Raw genomic sequence first — 15,253 nt, 5'->3', positions numbered from 1 at the left:
TTTGAGTAATTTATTTGGCACTTTCAAGAACATATACAAATAGAAAGTCCCCTTAGTAAGCTTGCTAAGGGGACTTTCTATTTTCTACTTTATCTCTACCCTCTCAATCTTTGGAATCAGCAATTTCAGCAGCGTAAAGGCAATCATATAGGCACTTGCTGCATAGGCGAATAGAGGAGTATAACTCCCTGTTTTTTCTAATACCCATCCTATAATCATCGAAAACAATACGCCTCCCAATGCACCTGCCATACTGCCAAATCCTACAACGGTTGCCACAGCATTGCTCGGAAAAATATCTGACACAAGCGTGTAAGCATTGGAAGACCAAGCTTGTTGTGCTGCCAAGGCAATACCTACCATTATGACAGCAAACCATAAATTGGTAAAATAACTTCCGAAAAACATGGGTAACACTGCACAAGCACATACCAAAAATGCTGTTTTACGTGCGCTATCGATACTATATGATTTCTTTTGAATCAGCCATGTAGGAAACCACCCTCCTATCACACTACCTGCATCGGATAATAAGTAAACTGTCATTAATGGCAAACTCAGTTTGCCAAGAGGAATGCCAAAGGTTTTATCCAAAAATTTAGGTAGCCAATACAGATAGAAGTACCAAACAGGATCAATCAAGAACTTCATAATGGTAAAAGTCCAAAGGGCTTTATAATTCAAAAGCTCTCGCCAAGCAATAGGCTTTACGGCTTGTTGTTCTGACTGAATATAACTCATTTCTTCCTCGCTTACACTTGCGTGCTGGTCGGGTGTGCGATAATAGCTCCACATCCAAATGACAACCAAAAACCCCAATGCACCCGTCATAATAAAGGTGGCTTGCCAACCAAACTGTATGGTCAATAAAGGAACCAATAAAGCTGCTACGATTACGCCCATGTTCGAGCCTGCATTGATAATACCTGCCACAATCGAGCGCTCATGTGCAGGAAACCATTCTGAAGTCGCCTTGATGGCCGCAGGAAAATTTCCAGACTCTGATAAACCTAAAAATACTCTAGCCAATCCAAATCCCATGGGCGTGCCTACAAAAGCATGCGCCATCGACGCCAAACTCCACAACAAAATGGTAAGTGTATAGCCCAACCTTGTACCTATGCTATCCAAAATACGCCCTACAACGGCCATTCCAATAGCGTAGGACAACTGAAATGCACTCACGATATAGCCATATTGCATTTCGTTCCAGCCAATCTTTTTTTGTAAGTCACTAGCCAAAATACCAAGCACCTGTCGATCTAGTAAATTGATAGTAGTAGCAGCAAAAATCATCGCACAGATTGTCCAACGTATTTTACCTTGTGGTTTGGTTTGCATAGTTTTAGTTTAGGAATATAAGAATTTTATATTTATTTTGGATTTTGGATTTCGGAAGTCTAACATACATTTTCTAAACTTATAAAGGTATTTTTCAATATTTCCGAAATCAGAAATCTCAAATCCGCAATTGTTTGAAAACTGTGCATGTCACTAGCTCTAGGGTATTTGTTGTACCAATTCTAGCACTACACTGGGGTCGTGTTCAATCCCAAAATAGTCCAAATATAGCGAAACCTGATAATCGAGTGTATGATGTCCATGATGGATTTGATAGCCTAAAGATGCCGCTTTTTGTAACAAAGCAGTTTCCTTAGGTTTCATAATAATATCTGCAATGACTGTATGTTTTTCAAAAAACGTTGGGTCAAAAGGTAATGGGTCGTTGGGTTGTAATCCGCTATTACTAGCATTAATCGCCAAATCAATGTGAGTTGGGGGTACTTCTTGTGCTAATATTGTAGTTTCAGGGTAAAAAGAACGTAGTCTTTCAGCTAAAGCTTCTGCTTTTTCTGGAAAAATATCGCTCAAATACAACGTAGAAATCCCTGCATCACAAAGTGCCACAGCTAAGGCACAACCTGCTCCTCCTGTACCAACCAAATACACGCTTTTACCTTTACAAATAACTCCTTTGGCTTCTAGACCAACCACAAACCCAAGACCATCAACGGTATCTCCGTATGAACGACCATTTTCGTCAAATCGAATCAAATTGACACTTCCTGAACGCTTAGCACGCTCGGTAGCTTCATCCACCAAATCTACCAAAGGATTTTTATATGGAATCGCAATCGTCATTCCTTTGAAGTTATTAAAATGTCTAAAAGCCGTAAAAATGCTAGAGAGATTGGCAGGTTCAACTTCTATAGGAATCCAAATGGCATTGATGCCTAATGCAGGAAAAACTTGATTCATCAAAATAGGTAAGCGAATCTGTTTGACAGGATAGCCTGGGGTTGCAAATACCAAAGTTTTACCGTCAATTTCGGGAGCAAATGTATCGATTGTATCCATGTGTGAATAAGAACAAAAAACGAAAGTCTTTGTCTATCCTTTAAGCAAAGGAATAATTATTAGTTAGAATTGGGAACAGTTTTAGCTTTTAAAATTACATGATTAATCGCTCAATATAGAATCTTTTCGCTAAATAATATCATGAAATCGATTTAATAAATCAAAATGATACATTATAGAGTTTGGAGTGGTGAGTTGCGAGTGAGGAGTTTTTGGATGTCTTTATAAATTACTTTGAAGAAAAAATACGTTTTGTAAAAGTTCAAAATCGATTATTCAACCTTCTTGAAGACAATCGCATGAGTAATGTCGAAGGTAGCATAAGTTGGGTTGTCACTAAATGTAAGATCCTTCAATACTACTGAATCACCCGTAATAGGCAAAGACGAACTTACCAATGCTACGCCCATTCCCATACCGACTAAACCAACTAACAGCTCGGTACTCGATACTTCTTGGACAATTTGTGGCTCACGATGAAAACCAGCAGTCTTACAACGGCGCTCTACTTCGTCGTAGAGGGTATATAAATTGCGCTGAACTTCTATCCAACGCTCATTGCGAAGTTGTTCAATCTTGATTTTCTTATAATTAGCTAATGGATGTTTGCTAGGTAAAAGAACCTTCAAACAATTTGACTCGGTATATCGAGGCGAAAGGTTGGGAAAAAGGAGTGGAAAATGAGTAATACCCAAAGCTATATCGTCACGGATTAATCCTTCTTGTACACCTTCAGCTGTATTATATTCGACCAACTTTATCGGTGAATCTGGATACCATTCTTGTACTTTTTGGGTAAGCTCAATAACTTGTGATTTGGGTAAAAGTCGATAAAATCCAAGATTAATTTGTTTTGCTTTCGAGCCTAATTTCTTGGTATTTTCAAGCATTCTATCAAACTGTTCCGTAAATCGGGAAGCATCTTTTAGGAGAAAAAGTCCTGCTTCGGTTAATTCTACTTTTTTGTGAAGCAACCTTTTTGTTTTATCAAACAACTCTATTCCTAGTTCTTGCTCAATGAGGTTGATTTGTTTGGTTAGGGCAGGTTGAGATATACAAAGGTTTTCGGCAGCTCGACCAAAATGTAACTCTCGTGCGGCCTCAAGAAAATATTTGAGCTGTCGTAACTCCATCTGGATACTAATTGAGTGATAGAAAGGGGCAATTCATTTTGGATTTCGGATATTTGATTTCGGAATTGTAACTTACTTTTTTACAAAAGATAAAGATATCTTTCAACACTTCTGAAATCAGAAATTCAAATCCGCAATATTTTAAAAACCTTTGTACAGTACTAATTTCGGATATTTGATTTTCCTAAAAATCCAAAATCAAATATCCGAAATCTAAAATCATAAAGAGCCTCTCATATTCAAGTAAAAAGGATTTTCGATATGCTCTTTTGAAGAGTTAAGCACCAATTTGGCGGCGGTAACCCCCATTGCCTCAAAGTCAGTAGAAATGGTTGTTAAGCCTTTCATAATAAACTTTTTGAGTGGGGTTTCGTTATAAGAAATTATCCCTACATGTTCCCCTACCGTGAGATTAAGCGTGATAATTTTTTCTAAAAGTTGTACTAAATCATCTTCCATCAAACTAATAAATACTTCTCCTTCATTGACAGGTTCCTCAGCCAAATCATGCACAATGTGATGGTTGAAGGCATAGTTACTACAAAAAGTTTTGAAGCCTTTCAAAATTTCCTGAGGATAATAACTATGCTCTGGAAAGACTAATTTAATGGTATGATATTTACTCAAAGCATCCAAAGCTTGGCTCAATGAGTTAAAAATATCTTTTTCAAAGTTTTCATACACAGCCCCATAATTTCCCTGAATCTCTTTGACTTTTTTATCTATAATAATCAGTTTGTCTTTTGGGAGCTGATCTAGCAATTTATACGCTTTTTCTTCCTCATCAATAAAATGTGGAATCACAACATAATGTGTATAATTGCTTTTTTGTTGTCCCAGTAGTTTACTAAAAAGTACGTAATCGTTGTTGTAAATATAAAAGTCAATAGCCGCTTTGTCGCCCAGTGTTTTGACAAAAGCATCGTAAATGATTTTCTTGTGCGGACTCAACTTATTGAATACCAAGAAAATCTTAAGTTCTTGTGACAAAAAAGTACTTGCCACAAAATAGCCTTTTCCTGGCGAAGAAGTCAATACGCCCAACTTGCGCAGTTCGTTATAGCCTTTTTCGACAGTAATACGTGAAATATCGAACTCGATACTTAGTTCGTTTATCGAGGGTAATAAATCCCCAGTGGTGAGGATTCCCTGTCTAATAGCACTAAGTACCGAGTTGACAAGTTGCTGATATTTCGGGGTTGCCGAAAATTCATCAATATTTAAATGTTCTAAAAAACGCTCTTTTTTCATAGAGAATTACCGATACCGACAATAATCACCGATAAAAGGATAATACCAATACCTGTTAAAATCGTACGGAAAATTGATTTTGAAACGCCTTTCCATTCGCCTAATACAATACCCCAACAGTTGGACGTAAGGATGATAGTTGCCATGTGCAAAATCCATGAGCTAGCACCGTTACCTAATTTACTTTCGCCCATTCCGTAGAAGAAAAACTGTAAAAACCATGTTGTACCAGCAACCGCTGCAAAAGCATAGTTTTTCTTCAAAGGAGCTTTGGCATTCAAATAGTCACCAAATGTTTTGTTACGTGTGTTAAGATACATACACCATACAAAATTGGTCACAAATCCACCCCAAAGTACCACTACAAAGATAACATTGTTTTGGAATAATGGATTACAGCCTTTTGCTACTGCTGTTTCGGCCATGGCCTTTCCAGCTTCAATACCAAAGTTAAAACAAGCACTCATCATACCAGAAATGGTAGCTACGATAAGCCCTTTGGTAAGGTTAAATTCTTTAATCGTTTCTGTTTTTTGTTCTTCGGTAAGTTCTCTTTCTTTCATCATTCCAGCCTTACCACAAACCATGATACCGCCCAAACAAACCAAAATACCTAATAATACGACCTGCCCACCAGTATGACTAATCATGTATGAGAAAGTTCCCTCAACATCATTGGTAAATACATCACGATAGACAGCAGGCAATAAAGAACCAAATGTAGAACATAAACTCAAGGCGATAGACATACCCAACGACATACCCAAATAACGCATAGCCAAACCAAAGGTCAAACCACCGATACCCCAAAGTAAGCCCATCAAAAATGTCCAAAAAATCACACCTTGATCAGTAGTTTTGATAATCGTCATAAAATCAGGAATAGTAAGATAGGCAGCCAAGTATGGTACTAATAGCCACGATACCACACCACCCACAATCCAAGCACTCTCCCATGCCCATGATTTAACACGATTATAAGGGATATAAAAACTCCCAGAAGCAAAACCACCTACCGAGTGGAAAATAACGCCAAGAATAGATTCCATAAAAAGGTCTTTTTACATAGTCTAAGATTTACATGTATGTGGAACAATCTGTAAACCTTAAAATTGTGATTATATGAAGTTTGATTATTGAAAAACAAATATTATTCTACAAATATAACCCTTTATGCACCTTACAACTGTCCTAAGGCATCTTTGAATATTGCAGTTTTTTAATTACCAAAAATTATATATAAAATAACTAATAGTTATATTTCTACTCGATATTTATCTTATAATTTAATCATCTATCAAAACGTTATATCACTGAGACTAGAAGGGAATTGTACTTTAATAAGTATTTAGTTTTTAATCCTTAGAAGCTATTCTTTTGAAAAACAATTTTTTGTATATTCCATTAAGTATGGTCAGGCATAAAATAAATATCATTTTTCTAGGGTGCTAATAAAGTTTTTACAGAAGAAATAAAAAGTTGAAATAACGATACTCTAATGCATTCATTTATATACACCGTAGTATTGAGTACCTAAAACATCAATTTATTTTTGATAAAAACCTCCCTATTCTACTCAATTGGTTTCAGGACTAAGTCATTTTGTTGAATCTATGGAAAAACAACCTCTTTTTATTGAAAAACAGCGCTTTAACCAATGGTGGATGTGGTTGATATTGTTGGGTACCAATGGTATTTTCATTTATGGCTGGATACAGCAAATTTATTTAAATATTCCCTTCGGCGACCACCCCATGAGCAATACAGGATTATGGATTGCGGTGCTAGTTATGTTGGCATTTACAGTCTTTATGCGTTCTTTTTGTCTAGAAACAAGCATATATGAGGATGGTATTTATGTACGATTTGTTCCACTTCAAAAAAGCTTCAGAATCTATCAATGGGATATGCTTGAGGAAGTTTATGTACGAAAATATGCTCCACTATCAGAATATGGTGGCTGGGGTTATCGAGTAGGATTTGGAAATGCAGGTGGTGCTTTGAATATAGCTGGAGATATGGGAATTCAATTGGTTTTTAAAGATAAAATGTCTTTACTCATAGGGACACAAAAGCCAGAAGAAGCCCAAAAAGCTTTAACATTAATCAATTTGTCGCAAGTAGAATAATTGAGTGGTTGAGTGATTATTTTAAAATTCAATTAAAGTAATCACTCAACCACTCAGTCACTCAATAAGTAAACTCCATCCAGTAACCGTCAGGGTCTTGGATAAAAATTTGGGGTACACCATCTGGGCGCATTTTGGGTCCTACCATGGGTATTTTTTTAGCCTTCAAAAAGGCTTCGCACTCTTCGATATCTTCTACTTTTAACGCAAAATGATTACGTCTTGTGCCTCCAACGATAATGTCATCGGTACGACCTGCAATCAGATGTAAAGTATGCGTACCCAATGCATACCAAGCTCCCTCAAAATCAAAAGCTGGACGAGCTACTTCTGGCAATTCTAATACATTTCCATAAAACTCTTTCGACGCCTCTAGGTCCTTGACAAAAAGGGCGATATGATTAATCTCTTTGATTTTCATAGTGTTGTAAAAACAAATGCACACACGCCAAAACGTATGTGCATTTGTTCAAAAACTGATACTAAAGTTTAATACCTATCTTTTGGGGAAATTAGGCAATTTCATTTTACCATCTTGTACACGGTTCATCATACGCATCATTTTGCGCATTTCTTCAAACTGCTTCAACAAGTTGTTGATTTGTTGAACCGAAGTACCCGAACCAGCAGCAATACGTTTCTTGCGAGACATATCCAATAACTCAGGTTTCTGACGCTCTTTTGGAGTCATTGACTGAATAATTGCCTCAATTGGTGTGAAAGAATCATTCGAAATATCAACGTCTTTGATAGCCTGACCCATCCCTGGAATCATACCCATCAAATCTTTGATATTACCCATTTTCTTGATTTGTTGCAATTGAGAGTAGAAGTCCTCAAAACTAAATTGGTTTTGACGGATTTTCTTATTGATACGCTCTGCTTCTTCTTCGTCAAAGGCATTTTGAGCTCTTTCAACCAAGGAAAGCACGTCACCCATACCCAAAATACGGCTAGCCATACGATCTGGGTAGAATTGATCAAGAGCATCCATTTTCTCACCTGTTGAGATAAACTTGATTGGTTTCTCAACAACGTGACGAATCGAAAGCGCCGCACCACCACGAGCATCACCATCCAACTTAGTTAATACAACCCCGTCAAAATTCAAACGGTCGTTGAATGCCTTTGCAGTATTTACTGCATCCTGACCTGTCATAGAGTCTACTACGAACAAGGTTTCAGATGGTTTGATAGCTTCTTTTACCGCTGCAATCTCGTTCATCATCGCCTCATCTACAGCCAAACGACCCGCAGTATCGACAATGATTACTTTTTTACCCATTTTGCGAGCATACTCCAACGCATTTTGGGCAATTTGTACAGCATTTTTATTTTCTGGTTCCGAATAAACCTCTACTTCTACTTGCTCTCCTAGTACCTTCAATTGGTCAATCGCCGCAGGACGGTAAATATCGCAAGCTACCAAGAGTACGTTACGACCCGATTTTTTGAGGTATTGAGCTAACTTACCAGAGAATGTAGTTTTACCAGAACCTTGCAAACCAGCAATCAAGATAACAGAAGGTTCTGATTTGAGGTTGATACCTTGTACTTGCGAACCCATCAATTTTACGAGCTCGTCGTGTACAATTTTTACCAACATCTGACCTGGGTCAACTGCAATCACGATTTTTTGACCCATCGCTTCATCCTTGATGCGGTCGGTAATTTCTTTCGCTACTTTGTAGTTAACATCGGCATCCATCAAAGCGCGACGGATTTCTTTCACTGTAGCGGCTACGTTAACGTCCGTGATACGTCCCTTACCTTTAAGGGTACGCATTGCGGTATTAAGTTTATTACTTAAATTCTCAAACATTGTCGGTTATAGCTAAAAATCTTATAGTTCATTCTATAGAACCGCAAAGGTACAAAAAAAATTAAGCATTAGTAGTTTCATAAATTGCTAATTATTATCTTGTAATAGATATACCTATCTCCAATTTATACTTACAAACTTTATATCCTTCCCATCAGATTTACAGAGGCTTGCAGACAAACAATGAGTTTGGCTTGCTATCATTCTTGATAATTATTGTTTTTGTCCACCTTTTATTGTCATTGATATACCTATCTCCCTAAAATAATTTTGTGCACTCAATTTATTGTATTACAACTATTTAAAGCACCAACAAAACAATTTTGTTTCACCAAACACATACAATACTAATATGAAAGCACCTCAAATCATCCTTTACGTAATTTGCCTAATCTGTTCAAGCTTTTTATCAAAAGCTCAATTTATTAGCATCGACGAAGCTCGCCATAAAGAAGTAAAAAAAGCAGGTAAAGCGGGTCTTTTTGTAGATATTCATCAAGACGAAAAAAATCCATTGATTTATAAAATTTTGATAAACCATACACAGGCTGAGTCAATTATGACTTACTTACGCCCTCGCAACTCTGCGGATTTCATCGAACAAAAGGATGCTAACTTAAAAGATTCCCATGTGATGCTCAACCTTCATTTGGCTGGCTTAGAAGACGGTGAATATACTTTTGTTGTAAAAACTGAAAATCAATTTTTTATTAAACATTTTCTGCTCACCAGTGGAGATTTAGTCTGTGAAAAGGTTGGAGGAAAAGAGGTATTAACCATCAATAGACAGATTCAGACGGTAGATTAAATAAAGGGACAAAGCGTTATCGTAACAAAGGCACAAAGTGATTATGATACACTTTGTGCCTTTGTTACGATAACGCTGTTTACTTTTTGATTTTACTCAAAAATAATTGTTCTATTACCAGCAATAAACACTCGATCTTCGAGTACTAGCTTAAGTGCTTTGGCAAGAACGATTTTCTCTACATCCCGTCCAGCAGCAGCCATTTCGGTAGCCGTTTTAGTGTGATTTACCGAAATCACATCTTGGAAAATAATCGGACCTTCGTCCAAATCATCTGTTACAAAGTGGGCGGTTGCTCCGATAATCTTTACACCACGCTCATACGCCTGACGATATGGATTAGCACCAATAAAAGCAGGTAAAAATGAGTGGTGAATATTGATGACTTTTCCTGTATAACGCTCGGTAAAAGATGGCGTTAGTACACGCATGAATTTTGCCAATACCAAATAATCAAAACTGTAAGTAGCTAACAATTCGTGGATTTGGTTTTCGTGCTCCAACCTCGATGCCTCATCGGTTCCCTTGGCAGGAATATAGTGAAAAGGTATGCCAAAACGCTCAGTTAAGGAACGTAATACTTCATGATTGCCGATTACTGCTAAAATATTGATTGGCAAATCTTTGAACTCATTTCTAATCAATAAATCACTGATACAGTGGTGCTCTTTGGTTACTAAAATTACGACATCTTTAATCTCTTTTTTAGAAAGGTCGATATTGGCGCCATTGGGCAAAATACCTCTTAATCCGTCCTCAATTTTTTCAGGGTCGCAATTTCCAGAAAAAGCTACACGCATGAAAAACTGATTGGTATCTCTTTCGACAAATTCGTCGGTTCTTTCTACATTGAGGTTATTAAAAAATAGTACTCCTGTGATTTTATGCACAAGCCCTTTTTCGTCGGGGCAATCAATTCGTAAAATATAATCCGTCATTTCAAAATTATTATAATGGCTAACAGTAAGCTATGACGCTTTCACAACATAGCATTTAACAGCCTGCAAAATTACTTATTCGTTTTACTAAATCGCTAATTATTACAGAATTAAAATACAAAAACTATAGAGTGTAAAGATTTGAATTATCGCTAGAAGTTTAGATTCTGTAAAATAAAACCTCAGCTCATCGTCAAATTTTCAAATCCTCAAATTTGTACTCATCTACAGTTGTATTTCCATTTTTACATATTCGATTCCTTCTTTTACGAAAGTATCCCCAGTGGCATCTAGTCCAAATTTTTGATAAAATGGTAATGCTGAAGTGCGTGCATGACACCAAAGTAATTGTACTTTATGTTTTTTCGAAAAATCAATCAAATGACTTAACAGTGCTGTCCCCAAGCCTTTCCCCTGTAAATGTTCGAGTGTAGCAAACTTTCGAAATTGTGCTTCTTGCCCTTCAATAAATAAAGAAATCACAGATACTAATTCAGCATCTAACCACAAGCCAAAATGAAGTCCCTCCTCATCATTTTTGATTTTAACAAAGTCTAAAGGATACTCTGGCCACATAACTTCATGACGAATTGGCCACGTTTGAGCGGCTGATATTTGATTGATAATATATGTCATAGTTGGTATTTAAAATTGAAATATGCTAAATATGAGCCTCTGTATTTATCTTGTCTTTTAGCATTTTAAGGTATTTGAGAAAGCTCAAACCTAAAGAAAAAAATGCTAACTATATATTTTTTAGCAATGCTTTTCTGAAAAAACTATTGATTCTCACCCAATAATGTTCCCTACGTATCATAACATTCCGTACATTTGCAGTCGAAATGCGCAAACTATTCACGCATCATTAATAACGCATAACGTTTTCATACAAAAATGGGAAAAATTAAAGTTGAAAATCCTGTCGTTGAGCTTGATGGCGACGAAATGACTAGAATTATCTGGAAATTCATCAAGGATAAGTTAATCATTCCTTACTTGGATTTGGATATCAAATATTATGATTTGGGCATGGAGTACCGTGACGAAACCAATGACCAAGTTACAGTTGATGCTGCTGAGGCTATCAAGAAATACGGTGTAGGTATCAAATGTGCTACTATCACACCAGATGAAGCTCGTGTAAAAGAATTCAACTTGAAACAAATGTGGAAATCACCAAACGGTACAATCCGTAACATCTTGGATGGTACTGTATTCCGTGAGCCTATCGTTTGTTCAAATGTTCCTAGATTAGTTCCAAACTGGACTGCTCCAATTATGATTGGTCGTCACGCTTTTGGTGACCAATATAGAGCAACTGACTTTTTGACAAAAGGTAAAGGTAAATTAACAGTTACTTTCACGCCAGAAGACGGTTCTGAACCACAAACTTTTGAAGTATTCAACTTCAAAAACGACGGTGTAGCACTAACAATGTACAACACTGACGAGTCTATTCGTGGTTTTGCTCACTCATGTTTCAACATGGCATTGAGCAAAGGATGGCCTTTATATTTATCTACAAAAAATACCATCTTGAAAAAATACGATGGTCGTTTCAAAGATATTTTTGAAGAAATCTACCAAGCAGACTACAAAGAGAAATTTGTAGCAGCTGGAATCGTTTACGAACACCGTTTGATCGATGACATGGTAGCTTCTGCCTTGAAATGGAATGGTAACTTCGTATGGGCTTGTAAAAACTACGATGGTGACGTTCAGTCAGATACAGTAGCACAAGGTTTCGGTTCATTAGGTTTGATGACTTCAGTATTGGTTACGCCAGATGGTACTGTAATGGAAGCTGAAGCTGCTCACGGAACTGTAACTCGTCACTACCGTGACCACCAAGCTGGAAAACCTACTTCTACTAACCCAATTGCATCTATCTTTGCTTGGACTCGTGGTTTGGAATTCCGTGGTAAATTGGACGGTAACGAAGCGTTGATCAACTTTAGCCAAACTTTGGAAAAAGTATGTATTGAAACAGTTGAGTCAGGTAAAATGACTAAAGACTTAGCAGTGTGTATCCACGGAAACAAAGTTTCTCATGGAGAACACTACTTATATACTGAAGAATTCTTGGCAGCAATTGACGAGAATTTGAAAGCTGCTTTGGCGAAATAATTTTTGCTAAAATAGTTTTGAGAGGCCAGCCTATTCGTATGATTAGGCTGGCTTTTTATTTTATGCATATTCATCTTCAAGTTTACTAGCACTCTTTTTCAAACATCTACAAGTTATCAATCGTTATCTCTATACCAACGCCATATATCTCTAACAGACAGATTTTTTAGAGAAAAATGCTATCTTGGAATTTTCATTCATTAAAATGCTTCATCATTCATGAAAAAACACTACCTCCCGCTAATTTTATCATTTGCACTTTTTACAGAAGCTAACGCTCAAAAAATCGTTCAGCGTGACCCAGCCATCGAACAACTCGTTGCTGAAGTAAATGCTGATAGTTTGCAATCACATATCAAAAAATTGGTAAGTTTTGACACTCGTCATACCATGAGTACCACTACTGAAGAGAAACGTGGGATTGGGGCTGCAAGACGTTGGGTATTAAGCAGATTCCAAGAGTATGTCAAACAATCAGGTGGTCGCATGACAGCTATGATTGATTCGTGGGTACTCAAACCAGATGGCAAACGTGTCGATAAAGACCAAGATATGGGCAATGTCATGGGGATTTTGAGAGGAACAGACCCGAATGACGACCGTATTTTTATCGTTTCGGGGCATATTGATAGCCGTGTAACCAATGTCATGAATCGCGAGGCTACCGCCCCAGGAGCCAACGACGACGGTTCGGGTACAGCTACAGTGATTGAACTAGCTCGTGTGATGGCTAAAGCACAATTTCCTGCAACCGTTATTTTCCTGGTAGTTAGTGGTGAAGAACAAGGACTTCTTGGGGCTGATTATTTAGCCCAAAAAGCAGTCAACGAAAAATGGAATATCGAGGCTATCATGAATAATGATATTGTAGGTTCTAATAACAGTAATGAAACTAGAATCATAGACAACACTCGTGTTCGTATTTTTAGTGAAGGGCTTCCTGCTTTTGAACTTGACAAAAAAGCGACTAGCATTCGCAATATGGGGCAAGAAAACGATGGGAAAGCCCGTCAGTTAGCCCGTTATGCTAAGGAAATTGGAGAAAGATATGTAGATAATTTGGAAGTAGTAATGGTGTATCGCAACGACCGTTTTTTACGTGGTGGCGACCATACCCCATTTGTCAATCGTGGTTTTGCCGCAGTTCGTGTCACTGAGATGAACGAAAACTTTGACCATCAGCACCAAGATTTACGTACTGAAAAAGGTACTCAATATGGAGATTTACCAGAGTTTATGGATTTTGAGTATTTGAGAAAAAATACTGCCATGAATTTAGCAACGTTGGCTAACTTAGCAAAAGCTCCAGCCACACCTCAGAATGTAACAATTGATACCAAATCATTGACCAACAGTACTACGTTATTTTGGCAAACACCAAAATCAGGTAAGGTAAAAGGATATTATGTATTAGTACGTGAGACCTATCAGCCTTTCTGGCAAAAGAAAATTTTTACCACTAAAAATGGTATTAATATTCCTTACTCAAAAGACCATTATTTCTTTGCCGTACAAGCAGTAGGCGAAGATGGCAATGAGAGCTTACCTATATTACCGAAAGTGGGAATGTAAGATTCTGTAGGTTTGTTGATAAAAGAGCCAAGAAATCAGTGTTAATGCTGATATTCTTGGCTCTTTTATTTAAACTATAAATTCATGATTTCTTCCTCTGAAAGTCCTGTTAATTTTTGTATACTGGCAATATCAAGTCCCATCATTTTAGCTTGGCGAGCAATATTTCGTTGCCCCTCTTTCAATCCTTCTTGAATACCTTTCTCGAGTCCTTCTTGAATACCTTTCACCATTCCCTCTTTCAAGCCCTCTTGCATACCTTTAAGGAGTCCTTCTTCGTGGGCAGTTTCCACGGCATAGTCGTATGTGGCTTTGTTATCCCTAAATACTTTGAGACTGTATTCGTACCTTTCCCAATCTTCTCTATCCATTTTGGCTAGTTCGGCTATCTGAAAAGCATGGGTAAACACTTCGTCTTTGAACAACTCTGGAATGTTCTGAAAGTCTTCTAGGTTTTTGATAAAATACAACCACTTATCTAATCTGGTGGCTAACTCATGTTCTTCTTTTTTAAAATTAGGCATTTCAAGATAGATGTAAGTCAACTTATCATAAAAGACCTTTCCATGCTGATTTTTGAGATTGATGGTATGCACTACCTCTGATTTTTCAGGTTCAGATTCGTAATCATCGAAGGTAAAATCAAGTACGCCGATACAGTACACCGCTTTGAGATTGTAATTCCAGATACCTTTTTCGGCTTGCTCCCGAATCGGAAAAGTCGAGTAATAAATAGTCCTTTCTCTGAAATAATTCTGTTTGGCTTTTTGTAACTCTACGATAAACTTTTCACCATTTTGATTTTCACAATAGATGTCATAAATGGCTTTTCTGTCATAAGGCGTAAAGCCTAATTGTTCATTGTTTTTGAAGGTGAGTTCTACGATTTGATCTCTTTCGGGCAAAAGGGAGTTTAGGAAGTCAATAAGTTGTGGCTTACTGGCTTCTTCACCAAAGATTTTCTTGAACCCGAAGTCCGTAAATGGATTAAGATATTTTGCTTTCATGTTTGTAAAGGAGTAGTTCTAAAATCCAAAGTTAGACAATTTTTAGGACTAAACATTTGTTAGCATACAAGTTTGATTTCCAATTGCTTGAGCAATTTAGACTTATTT

At 37.2% G+C, this 15,253-nt stretch carries 14 protein-coding genes; 4 read left to right on the top strand and 10 right to left on the bottom strand.

Annotation, left to right across the window (positions count from 1 at the left end; all coding sequences use genetic code 11):
- Positions 1–84: 84 nt before the first annotated feature.
- The 5 genes from QM481_RS24510 to rhaT all read right to left on the bottom strand — a co-directional run bounded on the left by QM481_RS24510 (position 85) and on the right by rhaT (position 5,791).
- Positions 85–1,341, bottom strand: coding sequence for an MFS transporter (locus tag QM481_RS24510; RefSeq protein ID WP_283383746.1), 1,257 nt, complete (start codon positions 1,339–1,341; stop codon positions 85–87).
- A gap of 159 nt (positions 1,342–1,500) precedes the next feature.
- Positions 1,501–2,358, bottom strand: coding sequence for a shikimate dehydrogenase family protein (locus QM481_RS24505; RefSeq protein WP_283383745.1), 858 nt, complete (start codon positions 2,356–2,358; stop codon positions 1,501–1,503).
- A 272-nt stretch (positions 2,359–2,630) separates the two neighbouring features.
- Positions 2,631–3,491: a LysR family transcriptional regulator gene (locus QM481_RS24500; protein ID WP_283383744.1), complete on the bottom strand. Its 861-nt coding sequence runs from the start codon at positions 3,489–3,491 to the stop codon at positions 2,631–2,633.
- Positions 3,492–3,710: 219 nt separating this feature from the next.
- Positions 3,711–4,742, bottom strand: a complete 1,032-nt coding sequence (locus QM481_RS24495) for a GntR family transcriptional regulator (protein WP_166550324.1) — start codon at positions 4,740–4,742, stop codon at positions 3,711–3,713.
- On the bottom strand, positions 4,739–5,791 hold the full coding sequence (rhaT, locus tag QM481_RS24490; RefSeq protein WP_283383743.1) for an L-rhamnose/proton symporter RhaT: 1,053 nt from the start codon (positions 5,789–5,791) through the stop codon (positions 4,739–4,741). Before rhaT ends, QM481_RS24495 begins: the two co-directional genes overlap by 4 nt.
- Positions 5,792–6,355: 564 nt before the next feature.
- Between rhaT and QM481_RS24485 the strand changes: the two genes are divergently transcribed.
- A complete protein-coding gene (locus tag QM481_RS24485; protein ID WP_166550325.1) occupies positions 6,356–6,871 on the top strand; it encodes a hypothetical protein in 516 nt (171 codons plus the stop codon).
- Positions 6,872–6,932: 61 nt separating this feature from the next.
- Here the strand turns inward: QM481_RS24485 and QM481_RS24480 are convergent, their stop codons facing one another.
- Complete coding sequence (locus QM481_RS24480; protein ID WP_283383742.1) at positions 6,933–7,292, bottom strand: VOC family protein; 360 nt, start codon at positions 7,290–7,292, stop codon at positions 6,933–6,935.
- Positions 7,293–7,367: 75 nt separating this feature from the next.
- Positions 7,368–8,693: a signal recognition particle protein gene (ffh, locus tag QM481_RS24475; RefSeq protein ID WP_166550328.1), complete on the bottom strand. Its 1,326-nt coding sequence runs from the start codon at positions 8,691–8,693 to the stop codon at positions 7,368–7,370.
- A gap of 352 nt (positions 8,694–9,045) precedes the next feature.
- Here ffh and QM481_RS24470 point away from each other — a divergent pair, with 352 nt between their 5' ends.
- Complete coding sequence (locus tag QM481_RS24470; RefSeq protein ID WP_166550329.1) at positions 9,046–9,501, top strand: hypothetical protein; 456 nt, start codon at positions 9,046–9,048, stop codon at positions 9,499–9,501.
- 92 nt (positions 9,502–9,593) lie between these two features.
- Here QM481_RS24470 and purU read toward each other — a convergent pair whose 3' ends face one another.
- Entirely contained in the window at positions 9,594–10,439 is an 846-nt protein-coding gene (gene purU / locus QM481_RS24465) for a formyltetrahydrofolate deformylase (protein ID WP_166579776.1), read from the bottom strand.
- A 225-nt stretch (positions 10,440–10,664) separates the two neighbouring features.
- Positions 10,665–11,075, bottom strand: coding sequence for a GNAT family N-acetyltransferase (locus QM481_RS24460; protein WP_283383741.1), 411 nt, complete (start codon positions 11,073–11,075; stop codon positions 10,665–10,667).
- A gap of 258 nt (positions 11,076–11,333) precedes the next feature.
- On the opposite strand from QM481_RS24460, the gene QM481_RS24455 reads away from it, so the two are divergent.
- Both QM481_RS24455 and QM481_RS24450 read left to right on the top strand, forming a co-directional pair.
- Positions 11,334–12,566 (top strand): isocitrate dehydrogenase (NADP(+)), encoded by a 1,233-nt coding sequence (locus tag QM481_RS24455; RefSeq protein ID WP_283383740.1) that lies wholly within the window; start codon positions 11,334–11,336, stop codon positions 12,564–12,566.
- A 219-nt stretch (positions 12,567–12,785) separates the two neighbouring features.
- Complete coding sequence (locus QM481_RS24450; RefSeq protein WP_283383739.1) at positions 12,786–14,138, top strand: M20/M25/M40 family metallo-hydrolase; 1,353 nt, start codon at positions 12,786–12,788, stop codon at positions 14,136–14,138.
- 74 nt (positions 14,139–14,212) lie between these two features.
- On the opposite strand, the gene QM481_RS24445 is transcribed toward QM481_RS24450, so the two are convergent.
- Positions 14,213–15,145, bottom strand: coding sequence for an Rpn family recombination-promoting nuclease/putative transposase (locus QM481_RS24445; protein ID WP_283383738.1), 933 nt, complete (start codon positions 15,143–15,145; stop codon positions 14,213–14,215).
- Positions 15,146–15,253: the final 108 nt, after the last annotated feature.

Origin of the sequence: Flectobacillus rivi (genome assembly GCF_030056655.1) — a bacterium.
In the GTDB taxonomy this organism is placed as follows: Bacteria; Bacteroidota; Bacteroidia; order Cytophagales; family Spirosomataceae; genus Flectobacillus; species Flectobacillus rivi.
The sequence above is the reverse complement of the archived record's forward strand: the minus strand, read 5'-3'. Positions and strand labels throughout refer to the sequence as shown.

Coding starts and splice junctions, on each gene's coding strand:
- purU (WP_166579776.1), bottom strand. CDS start 10,439: ATGACGGATTATATTTTACGAATTGATTGCCCCGACGAAAAAGGGCTT.
- QM481_RS24460 (WP_283383741.1), bottom strand. CDS start 11,075: ATGACATATATTATCAATCAAATATCAGCCGCTCAAACGTGGCCAATT.
- QM481_RS24495 (WP_166550324.1), bottom strand. CDS start 4,742: ATGAAAAAAGAGCGTTTTTTAGAACATTTAAATATTGATGAATTTTCG.
- ffh (WP_166550328.1), bottom strand. CDS start 8,693: ATGTTTGAGAATTTAAGTAATAAACTTAATACCGCAATGCGTACCCTT.
- QM481_RS24455 (WP_283383740.1), top strand. CDS start 11,334: ATGGGAAAAATTAAAGTTGAAAATCCTGTCGTTGAGCTTGATGGCGAC.
- rhaT (WP_283383743.1), bottom strand. CDS start 5,791: ATGGAATCTATTCTTGGCGTTATTTTCCACTCGGTAGGTGGTTTTGCT.
- QM481_RS24485 (WP_166550325.1), top strand. CDS start 6,356: ATGGAAAAACAACCTCTTTTTATTGAAAAACAGCGCTTTAACCAATGG.
- QM481_RS24445 (WP_283383738.1), bottom strand. CDS start 15,145: ATGAAAGCAAAATATCTTAATCCATTTACGGACTTCGGGTTCAAGAAA.
- QM481_RS24500 (WP_283383744.1), bottom strand. CDS start 3,491: ATGGAGTTACGACAGCTCAAATATTTTCTTGAGGCCGCACGAGAGTTA.
- QM481_RS24470 (WP_166550329.1), top strand. CDS start 9,046: ATGAAAGCACCTCAAATCATCCTTTACGTAATTTGCCTAATCTGTTCA.
- QM481_RS24450 (WP_283383739.1), top strand. CDS start 12,786: ATGAAAAAACACTACCTCCCGCTAATTTTATCATTTGCACTTTTTACA.
- QM481_RS24510 (WP_283383746.1), bottom strand. CDS start 1,341: ATGCAAACCAAACCACAAGGTAAAATACGTTGGACAATCTGTGCGATG.
- QM481_RS24505 (WP_283383745.1), bottom strand. CDS start 2,358: ATGGATACAATCGATACATTTGCTCCCGAAATTGACGGTAAAACTTTG.
- QM481_RS24480 (WP_283383742.1), bottom strand. CDS start 7,292: ATGAAAATCAAAGAGATTAATCATATCGCCCTTTTTGTCAAGGACCTA.